This window comes from Geodermatophilus sp. SYSU D00700 (assembly GCF_054050255.1).
This window is the reverse complement of sequence record NZ_JBJGZA010000018.1, coordinates 22,156-38,071: the sequence shown is the minus strand read 5'-3', so window position 1 is coordinate 38,071 and position 15,916 is coordinate 22,156. Positions and strand designations below refer to the sequence as shown.

Here is a 15,916-nt window from a genome sequence, read left to right as displayed (position 1 = left end):
AGTGGTCCCGTGCTGGTCCTGGAGTACGAGCTGGTGGACGACTACGTGACCCGGCGGGCGCCGCTGCGCGAGGAGCACCTGGCGCTCGCGCGGGCGGCGCACGACCGCGGTGAGCTGCTGCTGGCCGGGGCGCTGCCCGATCCGTACGACCGGGCGCTGCTGGTGTGGACCGCCGAGCGCGACGTCGTGGAGCGGTTCGCCGAGACCGACCCGTACGTGGTGCACGGGCTGGTCACCGCCTGGTCGATCCGGCGGTGGGACGTCGTCGTCGGCGGGGGTGCCTCGTGACCGGCTTCCCCACCGTCGCCGAGCTCGCCGCGGAGGAGGACGAGCTGCAGCTCGCCGGGTTCACCAACGACGACGCCTGGGAGCTCGGCTCGGCGCTGGTGGCCGCCGCCCGCCGGGTGGACGCCCCGGTCGCGGTGGAGATCACCCGCAACGGGCACCGGCTCTTCACCGCCGCCCTCACCGGCGCGACCCCGGACAACGCCGACTGGATCGAGCGCAAGTCCCGGGTGGTGCACCGCTTCGGGCACAGCTCGCTCCACGTCCGGCAGACCTGGGTCGAGCGCGGGACGACGTTCGAGGAGTCCGCGGGCCTGGACCCGCGGCTCTACGCCGCGCACGGCGGGGCGGTGCCGCTGCTGGTGCGCGGCGTCGGCCCGGTCGGCGTCGTCGCGGTGTCCGGGCTGCCGCAGCTGGAGGACCACCGGATGGTGGTCGCGGCGCTGCGCGCCCACCTGGGGCGGTGAGCGGGTCAGCCGAGCTCGGTCAGCCGGCCGGCGAGGAACTCCCGCTCGACGGCGTTGGCCGTCAGGTGCAGCGCCTCGGTGTAGGCCAGCCGGGCCTCCTCGACCCGGCCCAGCCGGCGCAGCAGGTCCGCCCGCGCGGCCGGGAGGTAGCCGTAGCCGGCCAGCTGCGGCTCGGTGGCCAGCTCGTCGAGCGCGGCCAGCCCGGCGGCGGGCCCGGAGGCGAAGCCGACGGCGACGGCGCGGTTGAGCGCCACCACCGGTGAGGGCCACACCTGCCCGAGCACCCCGTACAGGGCCACGATCTCGGCCCAGTCGGTGGCGGCCCAGCTCGGCGCCTCGGCGTGGACGGCGGCGACCGCGGCCTGCAGCGCGTACCGCGACGGCGGCCGTCCCCGCAGCGCCTCGCGCACCAGCGCCACGCCCTCGGCGATCGCGGCGGCGTCCCAGCGGGAGCGGTCCTGCTCCTCCAGCAGCAGCAGGCGGCCGTCCGCGCCGGTGCGGGTGGCGCGGCGGGCGTCGGTGAGCAGCAGCAGCGCCAGCAGCCCGGCCACCGCGGGATCGCGGGGCAGCAGGGTGCGCAGCATCCGGCACAGCTGCAGCGCGCGCTCGACGAGGTCGCGGCGCACCAGCTCCTCCCCGGCCGGCACGGTGTGCCCGGTGGTGAACAGCAGGTGCACCACCGCGAGGACGGCGTCGACCCGCTCGGGCAGCTCCGCCGGCGGGGGCACCCGGTACGGGATGCGCGCGACGGCGATCTTCTTCTTGGCGCGGGTGAGGCGGGCGGCCATGGTCGGCTCGCTCACCAGGAACGCGCGGGCCACCTCCGCGGTGGTCAGCCCGCACAGCAGCCGCAGGGTGAGCGCCACCTGCGCCGCGCGGTCCAGCGCCGGGTGGCAGCAGGTGACCACCAGCCGCAGCCGGTCGTCGGGGTAGCCGTGGGTGCCGTCCTCGCCGGCGCCGTCACGCGGGTCGGGGGCGACGTCGTCCTCCACCAGCAGCGGGAGGTGGCGGCGCACCACGCCCTGGTGGCGCAGGACGTTGAGCGCCCGCCGGCGGGCCACCGTGGTCAGCCAGGCGCCGGGCCGGGCCGGGACGCCGGTGTCGCGCCACTCGGTGAGGGCCGTGGCGAAGGCCTCCTGCACGCACTCCTCGGCGAGGTCGATGTCGCGGGTGACGCGCACCGTCGCGGCGAGCACGAAGGCCCACTCGCGACGGTGCGCGTCGGCGACCGCGGCGGCGACGGCGGAGGCGTCGGGCCCGGGGTCGGCGGTCACGGTGCGCTCAGTCGAACACCATGACCGGGCGGACCTCGACCCCGCCGAAGCGCGCCGGCACGGTCCGCCCGACGGCCAGGGCGGTGTCGAGGTCGGGCGCCTCGACCAGGTAGTAGCCGCCGAGCGCCTCCTTGGTCTCCACGAAGGGGCCGTCGGTGACCTCGCTCCCGCCGCGCACGCTGGTCGCCGTCGTCGTCGGCTGCAGGGCCGACCCGCCGAGCACCTTCGCGCCGAGGCCGTCGACGCCGGCGGCGAACCGGTTGTGCTCCTCGAGGATCTCGCCCCACACCTCCGGCGCCGCCGTCGCGTAGGACGCCTCGTCCTCGTAGATCAGGATCAGGTACTGCGCCATCTGGCCCTCCCGGGTCCCGGGGGCCCGCTGGTCGGGCCCTCCACCCCTACGACACGCAGCACCGCACCAGATCGACAGGTCGCGCGGAAGATCTCGTGACGCCTCCGCTGGCGCACGGGGAGCGGCGATGCCAGCGACACGCCGCTGCCCCGGGTCGAGGGCACGATGCGCCAAGTGGACGGGCCCGTTTCGCTCAGTTCCTGCCAGTGCGCCCGCTGTCGCCCGCTGCGTAACGTCACGGACAGCAGTCAAGGCGTACCCGTCCGTCACAGGGCGCCACGCCCCACCCCGATCCGAGGAGCTTCCCGTGCACTCCTTCTCGCGCCCCGCCCCGAGCGCCCACCTGAGCCTCGTCTCCCGCTACGACGCCGTCGCGGAGTACGACGCCGTCGCCGCGTACGAGCCGGCCTACGACGCCGCCGCGGAGCAGGCGCCCACCACGTTCTGGAGCGACCTCACCGAGGGCGGGGAGGCCGCCTGGCGCCTGGACGCGCTGTGCGCCGAGACCGACCCGGAGGCCTTCTTCCCGGAGAAGGGCGGCTCGACCCGCGAGGCCAAGCGGGTCTGCATGGGCTGCTCGGTGCGCACGGAGTGCCTGGAGTTCGCCCTCGCCAACGACGAGCGCTTCGGCATCTGGGGCGGCCTGTCCGAGCGCGAGCGGCGCCGGGTGCGCCTGGAGCGCCGCGAGCGGCTCAGCGCCTGAGTGCCTTCCTAGCGCTGACGGCACCTCTCCCGGCCAGGAAGCGCAGGCTGAGCGCGTTGTACTCGGCCGCGTGCTCGTGCTGCGGCCAGTGCCCGCACTCCGGGTAGAGCACGAGCTCGGCGCCGTCGATCGCGGCGGCCAGCGCCCGGGCCTCGGGCACGTCGCCGAAGGGGTTCTCGTGGCCCCACACCACCACGGTCGGCGCCTGGATGCGGGCCAGCCGGTCGGGGGTCAGCAGGTTGCGCCGGCGCACCGCCATCTCCTGCAGCGCGAGCAGGTGGTCGATGTTGGCCACGAACTCCGGCCGGTGGTAGACCGCGTGCCGCACCTGCACGAGCTCGTCGGAGACGTCGGCCGGGTCGTGCATCAGCAGCAGCAGCCGACGGCGGGTCAGCTCGACGTCGTCGGAGAGCACCGCCTGCCGGGTGGAGGTGCGGATGCGCTCCATCACCGCCGGGTCGGCCTTGGTGCCGCCGGCGGCGAGCAGCTGCAGAGTGGCCACCCGGTCGGGCTGCTCGCTCGCCAGCCAGGCCGCCACCCAGCCGCCGAGGGACTCGCCGACCAGGTGGGCCCGGCCGATGCCCTGGGCGTCGAGGTAGGCGACGAGGTGCTCGACGTAGCGCGGGATCTCCTGCGGCACCCCGCGGTTGCCGGTGTACCCGTGCCCCAGCATGTCGATCGCGTGCACCCGGTAGCCGGCGAGCGCGTGCGCGGGCACGTTGCGCACGAACGCCTCGAGGTGGCCGCTGGTGCCGTGCAGCATGACCACCGGCTCGCCGTCGGCCGGCCCGGCCAGCAGCGCGCGGGTGGGCACCCCGCCGGCGTCGACGGTGGCCAGGCAGAAGTCGGTGCCGGCGAGGTCGGTCCAGAACGTCACGCCGCCACCTCCGGCTCGAGCAGGGCGACGCCCATGCCGGTCAGCCACTCCGGCATCGGCTCGTAGGCCAGCACCCGCCCGCGGCCGCCGCCGGCCGCGCCCGCGGCGACCAGCCAGGTCCGCAGCTCCTGCGCGCCGTTGCCGGCGGCCTTCTCGACCTCCTCGGCGGTCATCGCCGCGTAGGAGGCCAGGTGGCCGCGCACGAACGCGTCGAGGAACTCCCGGTCGAACCCCGGCTCGATCGACGGCTGCGCCGCGCGGATGATCTCGCGCCGGCGGGGGTCGTACTCCTGCCAGTGGCCGCGGCCCTCGAGCCAGGCCTCGACGAGGAACTCCTCGTCGGCGCCCTCCGGGGCGTACCACTTCGGGAAGGGCAGCCGGTGCGAGAGCCCGCCGGAGGCGACCACCACCACGCGGCGGTCCTGACCGTCGGTCTCGACGCCGCGGCGGACGGCGGCGCCGAGGTCCAGGCAGCGCCGCATCAGCGGCAGCGGCGGGGCGAAGACGTTGACCACCAGCGGCACCACCGGCACGTCGACGCCGTCGAGCAGGTACTGGATCGCGTGGCTCTGGCCGTGGTCGATCTGCAGCCGCGCCGAGAGCGCCACGTCGAAGCCCTGGTCGGTGACCGCGCCGAGCAGTCCCCGGGCCCAGTCGGGGTCGACCCGCTGGGGTCCCGACGGCGTCCCGGACTCCCCGCTGGCCACCACCTCGCCGACGCCCAGGGTGAACGGCGGGACGAGGTCGAGCCAGAAGCCGCGGAAGTGGTTGCTGCCGGCGATCACGACGACGTCGGGCCGGGCGGCGGCGACCGCGTCGCGCGCCTCGCGCAGCGCGTCGCGGAACCGCTCGGCGCGGTCAACGTGCTCCACGGCGTCCCAGTGGGTGTTCATCAGGGTCGAGTGCGACGCCCCGACGCCCAGCACGATGCGGCTCACGGCCGGTCTCCCGTCTCCTCGAAGGTGCGCGTGCAGGTGTCGACGGCGACCCGGACCAGCAGCCGGGTGAGCCGCTCCATGTCCCGGACGTCGACGGTGTTCATCCCGCGGGCGAAGTCGACCTCGAACGGCGCGGGCTCGACGGCGCCGACCTTGGGCATGCCGATGCGCACGGTCGGGATGCCGCGGTTGCGCAGGATGTTGGCGTCGGTGGCGCCGCTCAGCCCGGCCGGGACCTCGTGCGGCCGCCCCTCCGCGGCCTCCCAGGCGGCCACCGTGCTGCGCACCACCCAGGCGTCCTCCGGGGTGGCGCTGCCGGGGATGGCGAGCACGGTCTCGACGGCGGCGTCCAGGCCGGGGTGGCGGTCGGCGATCGCGGCCACCGCGGCGCGGAACTCCCGGGCCAGGGACGCGGGGCTGCGGCCGGGGGCGAGGCGGACGTCGCAGCGGATGCGCACCCGGCCCGGCGTGGCCGCGGCCAGCCGCGGCCAGCCGCCCTCGATGGAGGAGACCACCCCCTGCGGGCTGACCACCGCGTCGGTGTGCGCGGCGGCGTAGCGCTCGAACCACGCCTCCAGCCCGTGCACGACGGTGGCCGCCTGCGCGACGGCGTTGACGTAGGGCAGCCGGTGCCGGCTGCCGACGTAGGTGTGCGTGCCGCCGACCCAGACGTCGAACCACACCAGGCCGACCTCGGCGGCCGAGGCGCCCCAGCCCGGCTTGGCGATGACCGCGGCGTCGGTCCACAGGCCCTGCTCGAGCAGGAAGGACGCCCCGACGCCCTGGCCGGTGTTGGCGCGGTCGCGGCCGGGCAGCGGGCGGGCGTTGGTCGGCATGCCGCCGGCGCCGAAGGCCGCGACCAGGTCGCCACGTAGCGGCACGCCGGCGGCGGCGACCGCCTCGGCCGCGGCCAGCACGCAGGCGGCGTGGCCCTTGGGGTTGGACGCGCCCAGGCCGGTGACGTAGGGCCCGTCGACGGTGGCCCCGGGGCGCATGTCGGTGCGCAGCTGCGGCCCGATCCAGGGCAGGTCCTCGTCCTCGGTCCCGGCGGTGAAGGTGTCGACCGGCGCGTAGAGCATCAGGCTCGGCCCGCTGCCGGTCCCGGCCAGCCGCCCCCAGGCGTTGGCCTGCCGGTCGTCGAGCGGCTGCAGCCGGCCGTCGAGCCCGGCCCCGCGCAGCCGGGCGGCCAGCTCCTCGGCCAGCGGCCGCTCCTCCCCCGTCGGGCTGGGCACCGAGGTGACCAGGACGGCGAGCTCGCGCAGCCGCCGCTGGTCGACGTGCGCCCACGCGCGGGCCACCAGGTCCCGCTGGCGCGCGGGCAGGCCGGCCAGCCCGTCCCGTCCGAGGTCGGCCGGGCCGGCCGGGTGCACGCCAGCGGTCAACGGCCGACCCGGACCACGCGGGTGTCGACCCGCCGCCGCAGCGCGTACCGGTTGCGCGCCGCGAGCGCGACCAGGCCGGCCGCGCCGGCCACCCCGAGCAGCGCCGTCCTCATCCCCGCTCCTCCCCGGCCCGCCCGCGGGTGCGGTCGAGCCAGCCGTTGACGACCGCGGCGTACTCCCGCGGCCGCTCCTCCTGCAGGTGGTGCGAGGCGTGGTCCATGACGAACAGCGAGCCCCGCGGCGTCATCCGCGCCAGCATCAGCGGGTAGTCGGGGGTGAGGAACGCGTCGTGCATCCCCCACAGGTAGAGCACCGGCACCCGCAGGCCCTGCAGGTCGGCGGTGAGGTCCTGGAACGTGCCGCGGTGCTCGTCGGACTCGCCGAGCCGGCGCTCCCCGGCGTCGAGGCTCTGCTCGTACCGCAGGGTGACCGTCTCCTCGGGGACGGCGTCGGGGTCGTACCACTCCAGCCGGGCGATGAGGTCGCGCATCTTCTGCGGGGTCGGGCCCTCGCCGCCGTAGTACGCGTCGCGGGCGTTGCGGCCGCGCCGCGAGCGCTCGGGCAGCGGCGCCAGCGGCCCGTAGAGCACCGGCATCGACCCGGTGATGACCAGCGAGCCCACCCGCTCGGGGTGCAGCGCGGCCAGCCGCAGCGCCGCCGTCCCGCCCCAGGAGTTGCAGACGACGTCGGGGGCCCCGAGGTCGAGGGCGTCGAAGAGGGCGAGCAGGTTGCGCGCGTGGAAGTCCCACACCCCCTCGGCGATGTCGGGCTTGTCGCTGGCGCCGTACTGCAGGAGGTCGGGCACCACGCAGCGGCGGTGCGGGGCCAGGTGCGGCACGGTCGGGCCGAAGTCGCTCCAGCCGGTGCAGCCCGGCCCGCCGCCGTGCAGCAGCACGGTGTCCGGTCCGGAGCCGGCCTCCCACACGGAGTAGGCGTGCTCGCCGTTGTGCACCAGCCGGGCGGGCGGCCGCGCCGGCCGGGTGAGCACCTCGCCGGTGTCGACGGCGGCCAGGTCGCGCTCGGCGAGGTACGGGCTCACGAGGTCCCCTGCACGTGCGAGGGCCGGCCGCTGCCCGCGGCCACCGGCGCGTCCGGGGAGCCCTCCGCCGGGGCGCGGGCGGTGCCGTTCCGGCCGACGACGGTCGACTGCTCGACCAGCTTGCGCCACTCGGTGAGCGACACGTCGGGCCGGTAGAGCCGCTCCGGCGGGGCGTCGGTGGCCTCCACCATCCGCGCGTCCTGGCCGGAGAACTGGCCGTGGAAGAGCCAGCGGACCGCGCCGAGGTACTTGACGGCGAACCGCAGCCCGTCCGCGCGGGTGCCGAAGTCGACCATCACCCCGACGTAGCGGTGGGAGTCGGCGTCGACCGGGACGTAGAACTCGTAGTGGATGAACTTGGGGTAGGCGATGCGCAGCACGCCGGGCATGCCGACCGAGGCGAAGCCCGGGAAGTCCTGCTCCTCGATGACCGGGTCGGCCTTCTTCGACCCGCCGGTGTTGCCCAGCCGGAAGTCCTTGAAGTCCGGCCGCGGCGGCTTCTTCTTCCACCAGCGGTAGTTGGTCCAGGTGCCGTAGCCGGGGAACTCGGCCTCCCAGTGCACCTCGTCCTGCACCCGGTACAGCCAGCGCCCCCGGGGGACGATGCGGGTGACGTTCCAGGTGGGCATGGTCTTGAACGTGCGCCACACCGAGGTGCGGTGCAGGTACTTGGCGTGCCCCTCGTCGAAGCCGTTCTCGCAGGCGAAGCGCCAGTTGCCGGCCCGCTCGTCGATGCGGATGCCGGCGGTGAGCTCGTTGCCCCGCCACTCCTCGGGCAACTGGTCGTCGATCGGCGGGGGCTCCTCGCCGTCGCCGACGTAGACCCACACCAGGCCCAGGCGGACCTCGACCGGATAGGTGCGGACGAACACCTTGCCGCACAGCGGCGAGTCCGGGCCGTCGGTGATGACGGCGGCCAGCCGGCCGTCGCGGGTGTCGAAGGTCCAGCCGTGGTAGGCGCAGGACAGCGTGTTCGGGAACTCCCGCCTGCCCATCGACAGCGGGATGCCGCGGTGCGGGCAGCGGTCGTGCAGCGCGCGGACCTCGTCGCCCTCGCGGACCAGGGCCACCTTCTCGCCGCACACGGTGACCGCGACGGGGTCGGGGCCGACCTGGTCGGCGAAGACGACCGGGTACCAGTAGCCGCGGAAGCCGGTCGCGGCCGCGTCGTACTTCGGCCAGGTCGACCAGTCCTGCCGGCCGGTCGAGTACCGGCGGTCGGGTCGCGGGGACGCCGTCGCCCGTGCGTCTCCCCTTCCGGTGTCGGTCCCTGCGGCCATGGCTGCCTCCTCGGTGGGTGTGCTCACGCCAGCTGCCGGGCGCGGTCCTCGCGCGCCGCGGCGAGCTCGAGCGCGATGCCGACGATCTGGTCCTCCTGGCCGCCCACCAGCTGCCGCTCGCCGCAGCGCAGCAGCACCTCGGCCGGGTCGACGCCGTAGCGCGCGGCCGCGGCGGCGGCGTGCTTCATGAAGGAGGAGTAGACGCCGGCGTAGCCCATGGCCAGGGACAGCCGGTCGACCACCGACTCGGTCTCCATGGCCGGGCGGACGACGTCCTCGGCGACGCTCATCATCGAGAAGGCGTCGATGCCGGTGGTCAGCCCGATGCGGTCGCAGACGGCGACCAGCGCCTCGGTCGGGGTGTTGCCCGCCCCGGCGCCCATGCCGCGCGTGCACCCGTCGACCTGGCCGGCGCCGGCCCGGAACGCGAAGACGGTGTTGGCCACGGCGAGCGAGAGGTTCTGGTGGCCGTGGAAGCCGACCTGCGCCTCGTCGCCGACCTCGGCGACGAGCGCCGCCACCCGGTCGGTGACGTCGTCCAGGACGAGCGCGCCGGCCGAGTCGGTCACGTAGACGCACTGGCAGCCGGCGTCGACCATGACCCGCCCCTGCTCCGCCAGCTCCTCGGGGCCGATCCGGTGGGCCAGCATGAGGAAGCCGACGGTCTCCAGCCCCGCGTCTCGGGCCACCTGGAAGTGCTGGGCGGCGACGTCGGCCTCGGTGCAGTGGGTGGCCACCCGCATCACCGAGCCGCCGGCGTCGGCGAACCACCGGATGTCGTCGACGGTGCCGATGCCCGGCACTAGCAGCGCGGCCACCTTGGCGCGGGTCACCGTCTCGACGGCGACGTCGATGAGCTCCCGCTCGTCGACCAGGCTCGGCCCGTAGGCGTACGACGAGCCGCCCAGCCCGTCGCCGTGGCTGACCTCGATCACCGGCACACCGGAGGCGTCGAGGCCGGCGACGATGTCGCGGACCTCCTCGCGGGTGAACCGGTGGGCCTTGGCGTGGCTGCCGTCGCGCAGCGTGGAGTCGGTGATCCGGACGTCGAGGCCGTCCCCGTGCGGACGGGGCAGCGGCTCGCGGATCCCGATCCGCGGGAGGCCCCCGGTCACCGCGCCGCTCCCGCGGGGACGGCCGGCCGCTGCGCCAGCACGTCGCCGACCCGCGCCGCGGCCGCGGTCATGATGTCCAGGTTGCCCGCGAAGGACGGCAGGTGGTCACCGGCGCCCTCGACCTCCAGGTAGACGCTGACCCGGGCCCCGTGCCCGTCCTCGACGAACTGCGGCGGGCTGGTCATCCGGTAGCCGGGCACGTACCGGGCGACATCGGCGACCATGCCGGTGACCGACGCGGTGACGGCGGCGCGGTCGGCGCCGGGGTCGATGCGGCAGGTGACGGTGTCGCGCATGAGCATCGGCGGCTCGGCCGGGTTGAGCACGATGATCGCCTTGCCGCGCTCGGCGCCACCGACCACCTCGAGGGCGCGGGCGGTGACCCGGGTGAACTCGTCGATGTTGGCCCGCGTGCCCGGCCCGGCCGAGCGCGAGGCGATGGAGGCGACGATCTCGGCGTAGGCCACCGGCGTCACGCGGCTGACCGCGGCGACGACGGGCACGGTCGCCTGGCCGCCGCAGGTGACCATGTTGAGGTTGGGGGCGTCGAGGTGCTCGTCGAGGTTGACCGGCGGCACCACGTAGGGCCCGCGTGCGGCCGGGGTGAGGTCGACCGCGCGGATGCCGGCCTCGGCGTAGCGGCGGTGGTTGCGCACGTGCACCCGCGCCGAGGTGGCCTCGAAGACGATCTCCGGCAGCTCCGGCCGGGCCAGCAGCCAGTCGACCCCCTCGGCGGAGGTCTCCAGCCCGGCCGCGGCGGCGCGGGCCAGGCCCTCGCTGGCCGGGTCGATGCCGACCATCCACCGCGGCTCGAGCCGGTCGCTGCGCAGCAGCTTGACCAGCAGGTCGGTGCCGATGTTGCCGGAGCCGACGACGGCCACCGGGACCCTCCCGCTCACGCGTCCTCCCGGGAGAAGTCGACCGCGACCTCGCCGAGGCCGCCCACGGTGGCGGTGACCCGGGTGCCGGGCCGGACGTCGACCGCGCGGGTGCACGAGCCCGACAGCACGACCGCGCCGGCCTCCAGCGCCGCGCCGTGCCCGGCGAGCGCCTCGGCGAGCCAGGCGACCGCGGTCGCGGGGTGGCCGAGCACCGCGGCGCTGCTGCCGTGCTCGACGACCTCGCCGTCGACGGCCAGGGCGACGTCCAGGGCGGCGAGGTCCCCGGCCGCGGTGGTCGGCGTCCACGGGCCGACGACGAAGGCGGCCGAGGAGGCGTTGTCGGCGACGGTGTCCCACCAGGTGATCCGCCAGTCGGCCACCCGGCTGTCGATGATCTCCAGCGCCGGGGCGACGGCCTCGGTGGCGGCGAGCACGTCGTCGACGCCGAGGCCGGGTCCGGCCAGCCGGGCGCCGAGCCGGAACGCCACCTCGGGCTCGATCCGCGGCTGGCACCACCGGGCCGGTGCGGCGCTGCCGCCGTCGGGGACGAGCATGTCGTCGAGCAGCGCGCCGTAGTCGGGCTCGTCGACGCCGAGCATCCGCTGCATCGCCGCCGAGGTGAGGCCGATCTTGTGGCCGAGCAGCCGCGCCCCGGCCGCGCGGCGACGGCCGATGCCGACCGCGGCGACGGCGTAGGCGTCCTCCGGGGCCAGGCCCGGGTGCACGGTGGACGGCGGCGGCACCGGGGTGCGGGTGGCCGCGGCGGTGGCGAGCTCGTCGGCGATCCGCTCCAGCAGGGCCCGGTCGGCGCGCGCGCCGGCCGGGACGGCGGTCACGCCGCTCCCCCGCGGAGGAAGGTGCGCAGCCGGGCGTCGGCCTCGTCGCTGACCCGCGCCCCGGTCGCGGTCACCGAGGTGACGCCGGGGACGGCCAGCAGCCGGGGGCGCACGGTGTGCTCCAGGCACAGCGCCTGCGAGGGGCAGCCGCTGCACGTGCCGCCGAACCGGACCTCGACCGCGCCGGCGGTGTCGGTGCCGGCCACCGCGACCGACCCGCCGTGGCTGCGGAAGAGCGCGGTGACCCGCCGCGCCGCGGCGTGCACCCGTTCCTGGTCGTCCACCGGACCCCCTTCCCGCATCGCGGATGTGAGACGGTCGTCACGATAGCGCTACAGAAGCGCGGGCGACAGGGCCGATCCGGATCGGCCGGCCGGCACCAGGACGGCGCGGCCGTCGACCCGCCCGGCGCCCAGGTCGGCCCAGGCGGCCGCGGCGTCGGCGAGGTCGTAGCGGGTGACGGCCAGGTGCAGCTCGCCGGCGGCCAGCCGGGCGAGCAGGTCGCCGGCGCGGGCGAACGCCTCGGGCGCGCGCCGGATCATGTTCAGTGGCAGCAGCGCCACGTCGGCGCGCAGCAGCGCCGGCAGATCCAGCTGCACGGTGGTGCCGGCGGTGTAGCCCACCAGCACCGCCCGCCCGCCGGGCCGCACCGCGGACAGCCGGCCGGCCAGGCCGGGGCCGCCGACGGTGTCGACGAGCAGGTCGGCGCCGACCGGGCCGGGCTCCCCGACGACCACCTCCGCGCCGTCCGGCACCCCGGCCGCCCGGGCCCGCGTGCGCACGCAGGCGACCACCTCGGCACCGGCGGCCAGCGCGAGCTGCACGGTGAGCGAGCCGACCGCGCCCGCGGCGCCGGTGACCAGCACCCGCTCGCCGGCCTGCAGCCGGCCGAGGTCGGCCAGCGCGGTCGCGGCCGAGGTGGCCGGCGAGAAGAAGCAGGCGGCCAGCAGCGGGTCGGCGCCGTCGGGCATGGCGTGCACGGCGGCGTCCGGGACGACGGCGAGCTCGGCGGCCACACCGTCGCGGGTCACCCCCACCCCCGCACCGCGCACCCAGACCAGCGCGCCGGGCGGGTGGGCGCTGGAGCTCACCACCCAGCCGGCCCCGTCGGTGCAGGGCACGTAGGGCAGCGGCGGGGTGCCGCCCAGGCTGCCGGCGGCGATGCTGCGGTCGACGTGCGCCAGGCACGCGCCGGCGATCCGCAGCAGGGTCTCCCCCGGGCCGGGGACGGGCTCGGGCACCTCCTCGAGCTGCGGCGTCCCGCCCACCGCGGAGACCCGCAGCGCCCTCACGGCAGCCCCGCCGTGAACCGCACGACGGCGGCCGCGTACTCCTCCGGGCACTGGTCGGGCAGCGGCACGGTGCCGCCGGGGACCTCGACCACCACGGGCCGGGGCCGCCCGGCCGCGGGCAGCGCCTCGGCCATCCGGGCGGTGTTCGGCGCGCCGAACGGGTCCTCGGGCGCGGCCAGCAGGAGCACCGGCGCGGTGAGGGTGGGCAGCCGGTCCTCCATGGCGTAGCGGCGCACCAGGGCGTGCCCCTCGTGCGCCAGTTCCCCGGCGGTCAGCGCGTCGCGGACGAAGCGCTCGAGCAGGTCGCGGCGGCCGGGCGGGTAGAACGGCGCCCGGCCCCGCCACAGCGCCAGCAGGTGCGTGCCGTCGTCGGCGGGCTCGACGTCGTCGACGCCGTGCGGGGGCCGGCCGCGGAAGGCGGCGTCGACCAGCGGGGTGCTCGACAGCACCAGGCCGGCCACCTGCCGCGGCCGGGTGGCGGCCAGCTCGACGGCGAGCACCCCGCCGGTGTGGTGGCCGGCGAGCACCGCCGGGCCGAGGCCCGCGACCGCGTCGCCGACCGCCGCGGCGAGGGTCTCGACCGACGGCGCGGGCAGCGGGTCGCTGGCCCCGAAGCCGGGGGTGTCGACGGCGACCGCGCGCAGCCCCGCGGCGGCGAGCAGCGGCAGCACGTCGCGGTACTCGTCGACCGACCGCGGGGTCTGGTGCAGCAGCACCACCGGGCGCCCGCCGTCCGGCCCCGCCTCGGCGAGGTGGACCTGGCCGTGCGGCAGGTCGACGTAGCGCCGCCGGACCCGGACGGACACGGCGGTCCCGGCGGTCAGCGCGGCCCCCCGGGCAGGCCGAGGTCGGCCCACATGGCCGCCATGTCCTCGACGTGCCAGATCTCGGCGATCCGCCCGTCACGGATGCGGGCGAGGTCGAAGCCGCGGAACTCGACCCGCCGCCCGGTCGCCGGCACGCCGTCGAGGTCGCCGGTGTGCGTGCCCCGGAAGACCCAGTGGTCCATCGCCAGGTCGCCGTCGGCCAGGGTGAACAGCAGCTCCATCTCCTGGTCGGGGAAGGCGCGGTGGAACACCTCGAGCACGTCGCGCAGGCCGTCGTGGCCGGGGCGCTGGCCGGGGACCGGGTTGTGGTCGACGACGTCGGCGGCGTACAGCTCGGGGATCAGCGCGGCGTCGCCCGGCGCGAACAGCTCCTGGATGTTGCGCCGCATGATCTCCCGGCCTGCGGCCAGGGCGTCGGCCGGCGCGGTGGCGGTCATCCCACGATCCGCACGTCGACGTCGACGTTGCCGCGGGTGGCGTTGCTGTACGGGCAGACCGCGTGCGCGGCCTCCACCACGCGGCGGGCGGCGTCGGGGTCGGCTCCCGGGATCTCGACCTCCAGGACCACCGCGAGACCGAAGGCGCCGCCCTCGACCGGGCCGAGGTGCACCTGCGAGCGCACCGTGCTGCCGCTGACGTCGACCCGCTCCCGCCGGGCGGCCACGCCCAGCGCGCTCTGGAAGCAGGCCGCGTAGCCGACCGCGAACAGCTGCTCGGGGTTGGTGCCACCGCCCGGACCGCCCAGCGACTCCGGCACCCGCAGGTCGACCTCGAGCTCGCCGTCGTGCGTGCGGCCCTTCCCCTCCTCCCGGCCGCCGCTGACCTCGGCGTGGGCGGTGTACAGGGTGCGCTGCAGCGGGGTGGGCATGCGGTCCTCCGGTCCAGGTTGACTCATGGCCTTTCTGTTGCGATCGTCACACAAACACACCACACCTGGCGAGAGCCAGCCCGGACCCGGAGGCGACCATGCCGGTCGAGCCGACCCCGAACGAGCACCCCAACGCCGACCTCGTGCGCCGCGCGCACCGCGCGTTCAAGACCGGGGACATGGCGACCGTGCACGAGCTCTTCGACTACGAGGGCATGGTGTGGACGGTGACCGGCTCGAGCCCGGCCGGTGGCACGACCATCGGGATGGACGGCGTGCTGCGGAACTTCGGCGACATCATGGCGTTCACCGAGGGCACCTACGACGCCGCGCCGGTGGACTACCTGGGCAGCGACGACCACGTCGTGGCGCTGGCGCACGTGACCGCCCGCCGTCCCGACGGCCGCACCCTCGACGTCCCCGAGGCCGTGGTGTTCAGGGTCCGCGACGGCCGGCTCGTCGAGGCACAGCACATGGCCTACGACGAGGCGGCCTGGGACGCCTTCTTCGAGGGCATGCCCACCTGGCGCTCCTCGGCCGCACCGGTCGGCTAGCGCTCCCCCGAGCGTGTGCGCGCACGCCGGGTCTCCGCCCCCTGGACCCGGCGTGCGCGCACACCCTCCGGCCGGCCTCCGTCAGGTGGGTGCGCGCGGCGCCTGTCGTCGTTCGGCGACGTCTTCGCATCGCGGCTCGCCGAGTGTGCGGTGCGTGCGCAAGGCGTCTGGGATCCCGAGGTCGCTGTACGGGCAGCCTGGCAAGTGCGGCAGGGAACCCTCGTCGCAGCACGGGCACTGGTTCCGCATCGGTGGTGCTGTCACGGCTGCCCCCTCCACGTGGCCTTGACGGTCCATGCGAACTCGACGAGAGCCACGGTGACGGCTATCGCGAACGCGACCCAGCGCAGGGTCTGCTGGAGACCATCTCCGTGTGGCGGGGGCAGTGCAAGGGCGAGGCCGGCCAGGAGCGCCACGATGCCCGCGTTGTACAGACGAATAGTCCACTTGACCCACTGGCGCCACGAGTCGTAGTCCTCGTGCTGCTGCTGCTGCAGGTGCTCTTCCCAGCCCGCATGGTCCTTCAGGTCGGGCATCCAGTTGTTCGCGTCGTCGGCTGACCACAGGTAGCGACGGGCATGGAAGCCACACTGCACCGCGTTGAGCAGCAGTACCGCGGCGGTCGTCAGAGCCAGCAGCGCCCAGCCCGGCCACCGGAAATTGGCCGCGTCGTCGGCCACGACCACCGTCGACGCGAGACTGAATCCCCCGAGCAGAGGAGCGGCGACGTTCCCGACCGCGTCCAGCGCGGCCGGGTAGCCGAGGGTGGGCGGGCGTCGCCACTTGGGGCGCGCGTAGGTGGCGGCTCCTCGAGCCATTCCGCAACTGTGGCACTCCGCTGCCGGGGCGTGAACGAGGTAGTGAGCGCCGGTGGCGATCCGCCCGGCGCGTCCCGATCGACTCCCCGCGAGATCGACGGTCTCGTGGCGATGGGCAGCTGATGGCC

Annotated in this window: 20 protein-coding genes; 4 read left to right on the top strand and 16 right to left on the bottom strand. The window is 75.9% G+C overall.

Annotated elements, in window-relative coordinates:
• The first annotated feature begins 9 nt into the window (after nt 1–9).
• Nucleotides 10–288 carry a YciI-like protein gene (locus ACI79V_RS14545; protein WP_456890353.1) on the top strand — a complete coding sequence of 93 codons (279 nt, stop codon included), beginning with the start codon at nt 10–12 and terminating at the stop codon, nt 286–288.
• Nucleotides 285–752, top strand: coding sequence for a heme-degrading domain-containing protein (locus ACI79V_RS14540; protein WP_456890351.1), 468 nt, complete (start codon nt 285–287; stop codon nt 750–752). Before ACI79V_RS14545 ends, ACI79V_RS14540 begins: the two co-directional genes overlap by 4 nt.
• Nucleotides 753–757: 5 nt before the next feature.
• On the opposite strand, the gene ACI79V_RS14535 is transcribed toward ACI79V_RS14540, so the two are convergent.
• The gene (locus ACI79V_RS14535; protein WP_456890348.1) at nt 758–2,026 is read right to left on the bottom strand and encodes an RNA polymerase sigma factor; all 1,269 of its coding nucleotides are present in this window, start codon (nt 2,024–2,026) and stop codon (nt 758–760) included.
• 7 nt (nt 2,027–2,033) lie between these two features.
• Nucleotides 2,034–2,378 (bottom strand): YciI family protein, encoded by a 345-nt coding sequence (locus ACI79V_RS14530; protein ID WP_456874759.1) that lies wholly within the window; start codon nt 2,376–2,378, stop codon nt 2,034–2,036.
• A gap of 307 nt (nt 2,379–2,685) precedes the next feature.
• On the opposite strand from ACI79V_RS14530, the gene ACI79V_RS14525 reads away from it, so the two are divergent.
• The gene (locus ACI79V_RS14525; RefSeq protein ID WP_456874760.1) at nt 2,686–3,081 is read left to right on the top strand and encodes a WhiB family transcriptional regulator; all 396 of its coding nucleotides are present in this window, start codon (nt 2,686–2,688) and stop codon (nt 3,079–3,081) included.
• Here the strand turns inward: ACI79V_RS14525 and ACI79V_RS14520 are convergent.
• From ACI79V_RS14520 to ACI79V_RS14460, 13 genes are all read right to left on the bottom strand, one after another.
• Nucleotides 3,071–3,958: an alpha/beta fold hydrolase gene (locus ACI79V_RS14520; RefSeq protein WP_456890346.1), complete on the bottom strand. Its 888-nt coding sequence runs from the start codon at nt 3,956–3,958 to the stop codon at nt 3,071–3,073. The two genes, ACI79V_RS14525 and ACI79V_RS14520, sit on opposite strands and share 11 nt — an antisense overlap.
• Complete coding sequence (locus ACI79V_RS14515; RefSeq protein ID WP_456890345.1) at nt 3,955–4,896, bottom strand: DODA-type extradiol aromatic ring-opening family dioxygenase; 942 nt, start codon at nt 4,894–4,896, stop codon at nt 3,955–3,957. The genes ACI79V_RS14520 and ACI79V_RS14515 overlap by 4 nt, the downstream gene beginning before the upstream one ends.
• The gene (locus ACI79V_RS14510) at nt 4,893–6,278 is read right to left on the bottom strand and encodes a hypothetical protein (protein ID WP_456890343.1); all 1,386 of its coding nucleotides are present in this window, start codon (nt 6,276–6,278) and stop codon (nt 4,893–4,895) included. The genes ACI79V_RS14515 and ACI79V_RS14510 overlap by 4 nt, the downstream gene beginning before the upstream one ends.
• Before the next feature lie 109 nt (nt 6,279–6,387).
• Nucleotides 6,388–7,317 (bottom strand): alpha/beta fold hydrolase, encoded by a 930-nt coding sequence (locus ACI79V_RS14505; RefSeq protein ID WP_456890341.1) that lies wholly within the window; start codon nt 7,315–7,317, stop codon nt 6,388–6,390.
• Nucleotides 7,314–8,597 carry a Rieske 2Fe-2S domain-containing protein gene (locus tag ACI79V_RS14500; RefSeq protein ID WP_456890339.1) on the bottom strand — a complete coding sequence of 428 codons (1,284 nt, stop codon included), beginning with the start codon at nt 8,595–8,597 and terminating at the stop codon, nt 7,314–7,316. Before ACI79V_RS14500 ends, ACI79V_RS14505 begins: the two co-directional genes overlap by 4 nt.
• 23 nt (nt 8,598–8,620) lie before the next feature.
• Nucleotides 8,621–9,712: a 4-hydroxy-2-oxovalerate aldolase gene (dmpG, locus tag ACI79V_RS14495; RefSeq protein WP_456890336.1), complete on the bottom strand. Its 1,092-nt coding sequence runs from the start codon at nt 9,710–9,712 to the stop codon at nt 8,621–8,623.
• On the bottom strand, nt 9,709–10,611 hold the full coding sequence (locus ACI79V_RS14490; protein ID WP_456890335.1) for an acetaldehyde dehydrogenase (acetylating): 903 nt from the start codon (nt 10,609–10,611) through the stop codon (nt 9,709–9,711). The genes dmpG and ACI79V_RS14490 overlap by 4 nt, the downstream gene beginning before the upstream one ends.
• Complete coding sequence (locus ACI79V_RS14485) at nt 10,608–11,429, bottom strand: 2-keto-4-pentenoate hydratase (RefSeq protein ID WP_456890331.1); 822 nt, start codon at nt 11,427–11,429, stop codon at nt 10,608–10,610. The genes ACI79V_RS14490 and ACI79V_RS14485 overlap by 4 nt, the downstream gene beginning before the upstream one ends.
• Nucleotides 11,426–11,713, bottom strand: a complete 288-nt coding sequence (locus ACI79V_RS14480) for a NifU family protein (RefSeq protein ID WP_456890330.1) — start codon at nt 11,711–11,713, stop codon at nt 11,426–11,428. Before ACI79V_RS14480 ends, ACI79V_RS14485 begins: the two co-directional genes overlap by 4 nt.
• A gap of 48 nt (nt 11,714–11,761) precedes the next feature.
• Nucleotides 11,762–12,721, bottom strand: a complete 960-nt coding sequence (locus tag ACI79V_RS14475) for a quinone oxidoreductase family protein (protein ID WP_456890328.1) — start codon at nt 12,719–12,721, stop codon at nt 11,762–11,764.
• Nucleotides 12,718–13,527: an alpha/beta fold hydrolase gene (locus tag ACI79V_RS14470; RefSeq protein ID WP_456890326.1), complete on the bottom strand. Its 810-nt coding sequence runs from the start codon at nt 13,525–13,527 to the stop codon at nt 12,718–12,720. Before ACI79V_RS14470 ends, ACI79V_RS14475 begins: the two co-directional genes overlap by 4 nt.
• A gap of 14 nt (nt 13,528–13,541) precedes the next feature.
• Nucleotides 13,542–13,985 carry an ester cyclase gene (locus tag ACI79V_RS14465; RefSeq protein WP_456890325.1) on the bottom strand — a complete coding sequence of 148 codons (444 nt, stop codon included), beginning with the start codon at nt 13,983–13,985 and terminating at the stop codon, nt 13,542–13,544.
• Nucleotides 13,982–14,416 carry an organic hydroperoxide resistance protein gene (locus ACI79V_RS14460; protein WP_456890323.1) on the bottom strand — a complete coding sequence of 145 codons (435 nt, stop codon included), beginning with the start codon at nt 14,414–14,416 and terminating at the stop codon, nt 13,982–13,984. Before ACI79V_RS14460 ends, ACI79V_RS14465 begins: the two co-directional genes overlap by 4 nt.
• A gap of 98 nt (nt 14,417–14,514) precedes the next feature.
• On the opposite strand from ACI79V_RS14460, the gene ACI79V_RS14455 reads away from it, so the two are divergent.
• Nucleotides 14,515–14,970: a nuclear transport factor 2 family protein gene (locus tag ACI79V_RS14455; protein WP_456890322.1), complete on the top strand. Its 456-nt coding sequence runs from the start codon at nt 14,515–14,517 to the stop codon at nt 14,968–14,970.
• A 260-nt stretch (nt 14,971–15,230) separates the two neighbouring features.
• Here ACI79V_RS14455 and ACI79V_RS14450 read toward each other — a convergent pair whose 3' ends face one another.
• A complete protein-coding gene (locus ACI79V_RS14450) occupies nt 15,231–15,788 on the bottom strand; it encodes a hypothetical protein (protein WP_456890320.1) in 558 nt (185 codons plus the stop codon).
• Nucleotides 15,789–15,916: the final 128 nt, after the last annotated feature.

Bases quoted from the DNA above. Each gene is read 5' to 3' on its own strand.
- ACI79V_RS14530 (WP_456874759.1), bottom strand. From the start codon at position 2,378: ATGGCGCAGTACCTGATCCTGATCTACGAGGACGAGGCGTCCTACGCG.
- ACI79V_RS14500 (WP_456890339.1), bottom strand. From the start codon at position 8,597: ATGGCCGCAGGGACCGACACCGGAAGGGGAGACGCACGGGCGACGGCG.
- ACI79V_RS14465 (WP_456890325.1), bottom strand. From the start codon at position 13,985: ATGACCGCCACCGCGCCGGCCGACGCCCTGGCCGCAGGCCGGGAGATC.
- ACI79V_RS14460 (WP_456890323.1), bottom strand. From the start codon at position 14,416: ATGCCCACCCCGCTGCAGCGCACCCTGTACACCGCCCACGCCGAGGTC.
- ACI79V_RS14455 (WP_456890322.1), top strand. From the start codon at position 14,515: ATGCCGGTCGAGCCGACCCCGAACGAGCACCCCAACGCCGACCTCGTG.
- ACI79V_RS14450 (WP_456890320.1), bottom strand. From the start codon at position 15,788: ATGGCTCGAGGAGCCGCCACCTACGCGCGCCCCAAGTGGCGACGCCCG.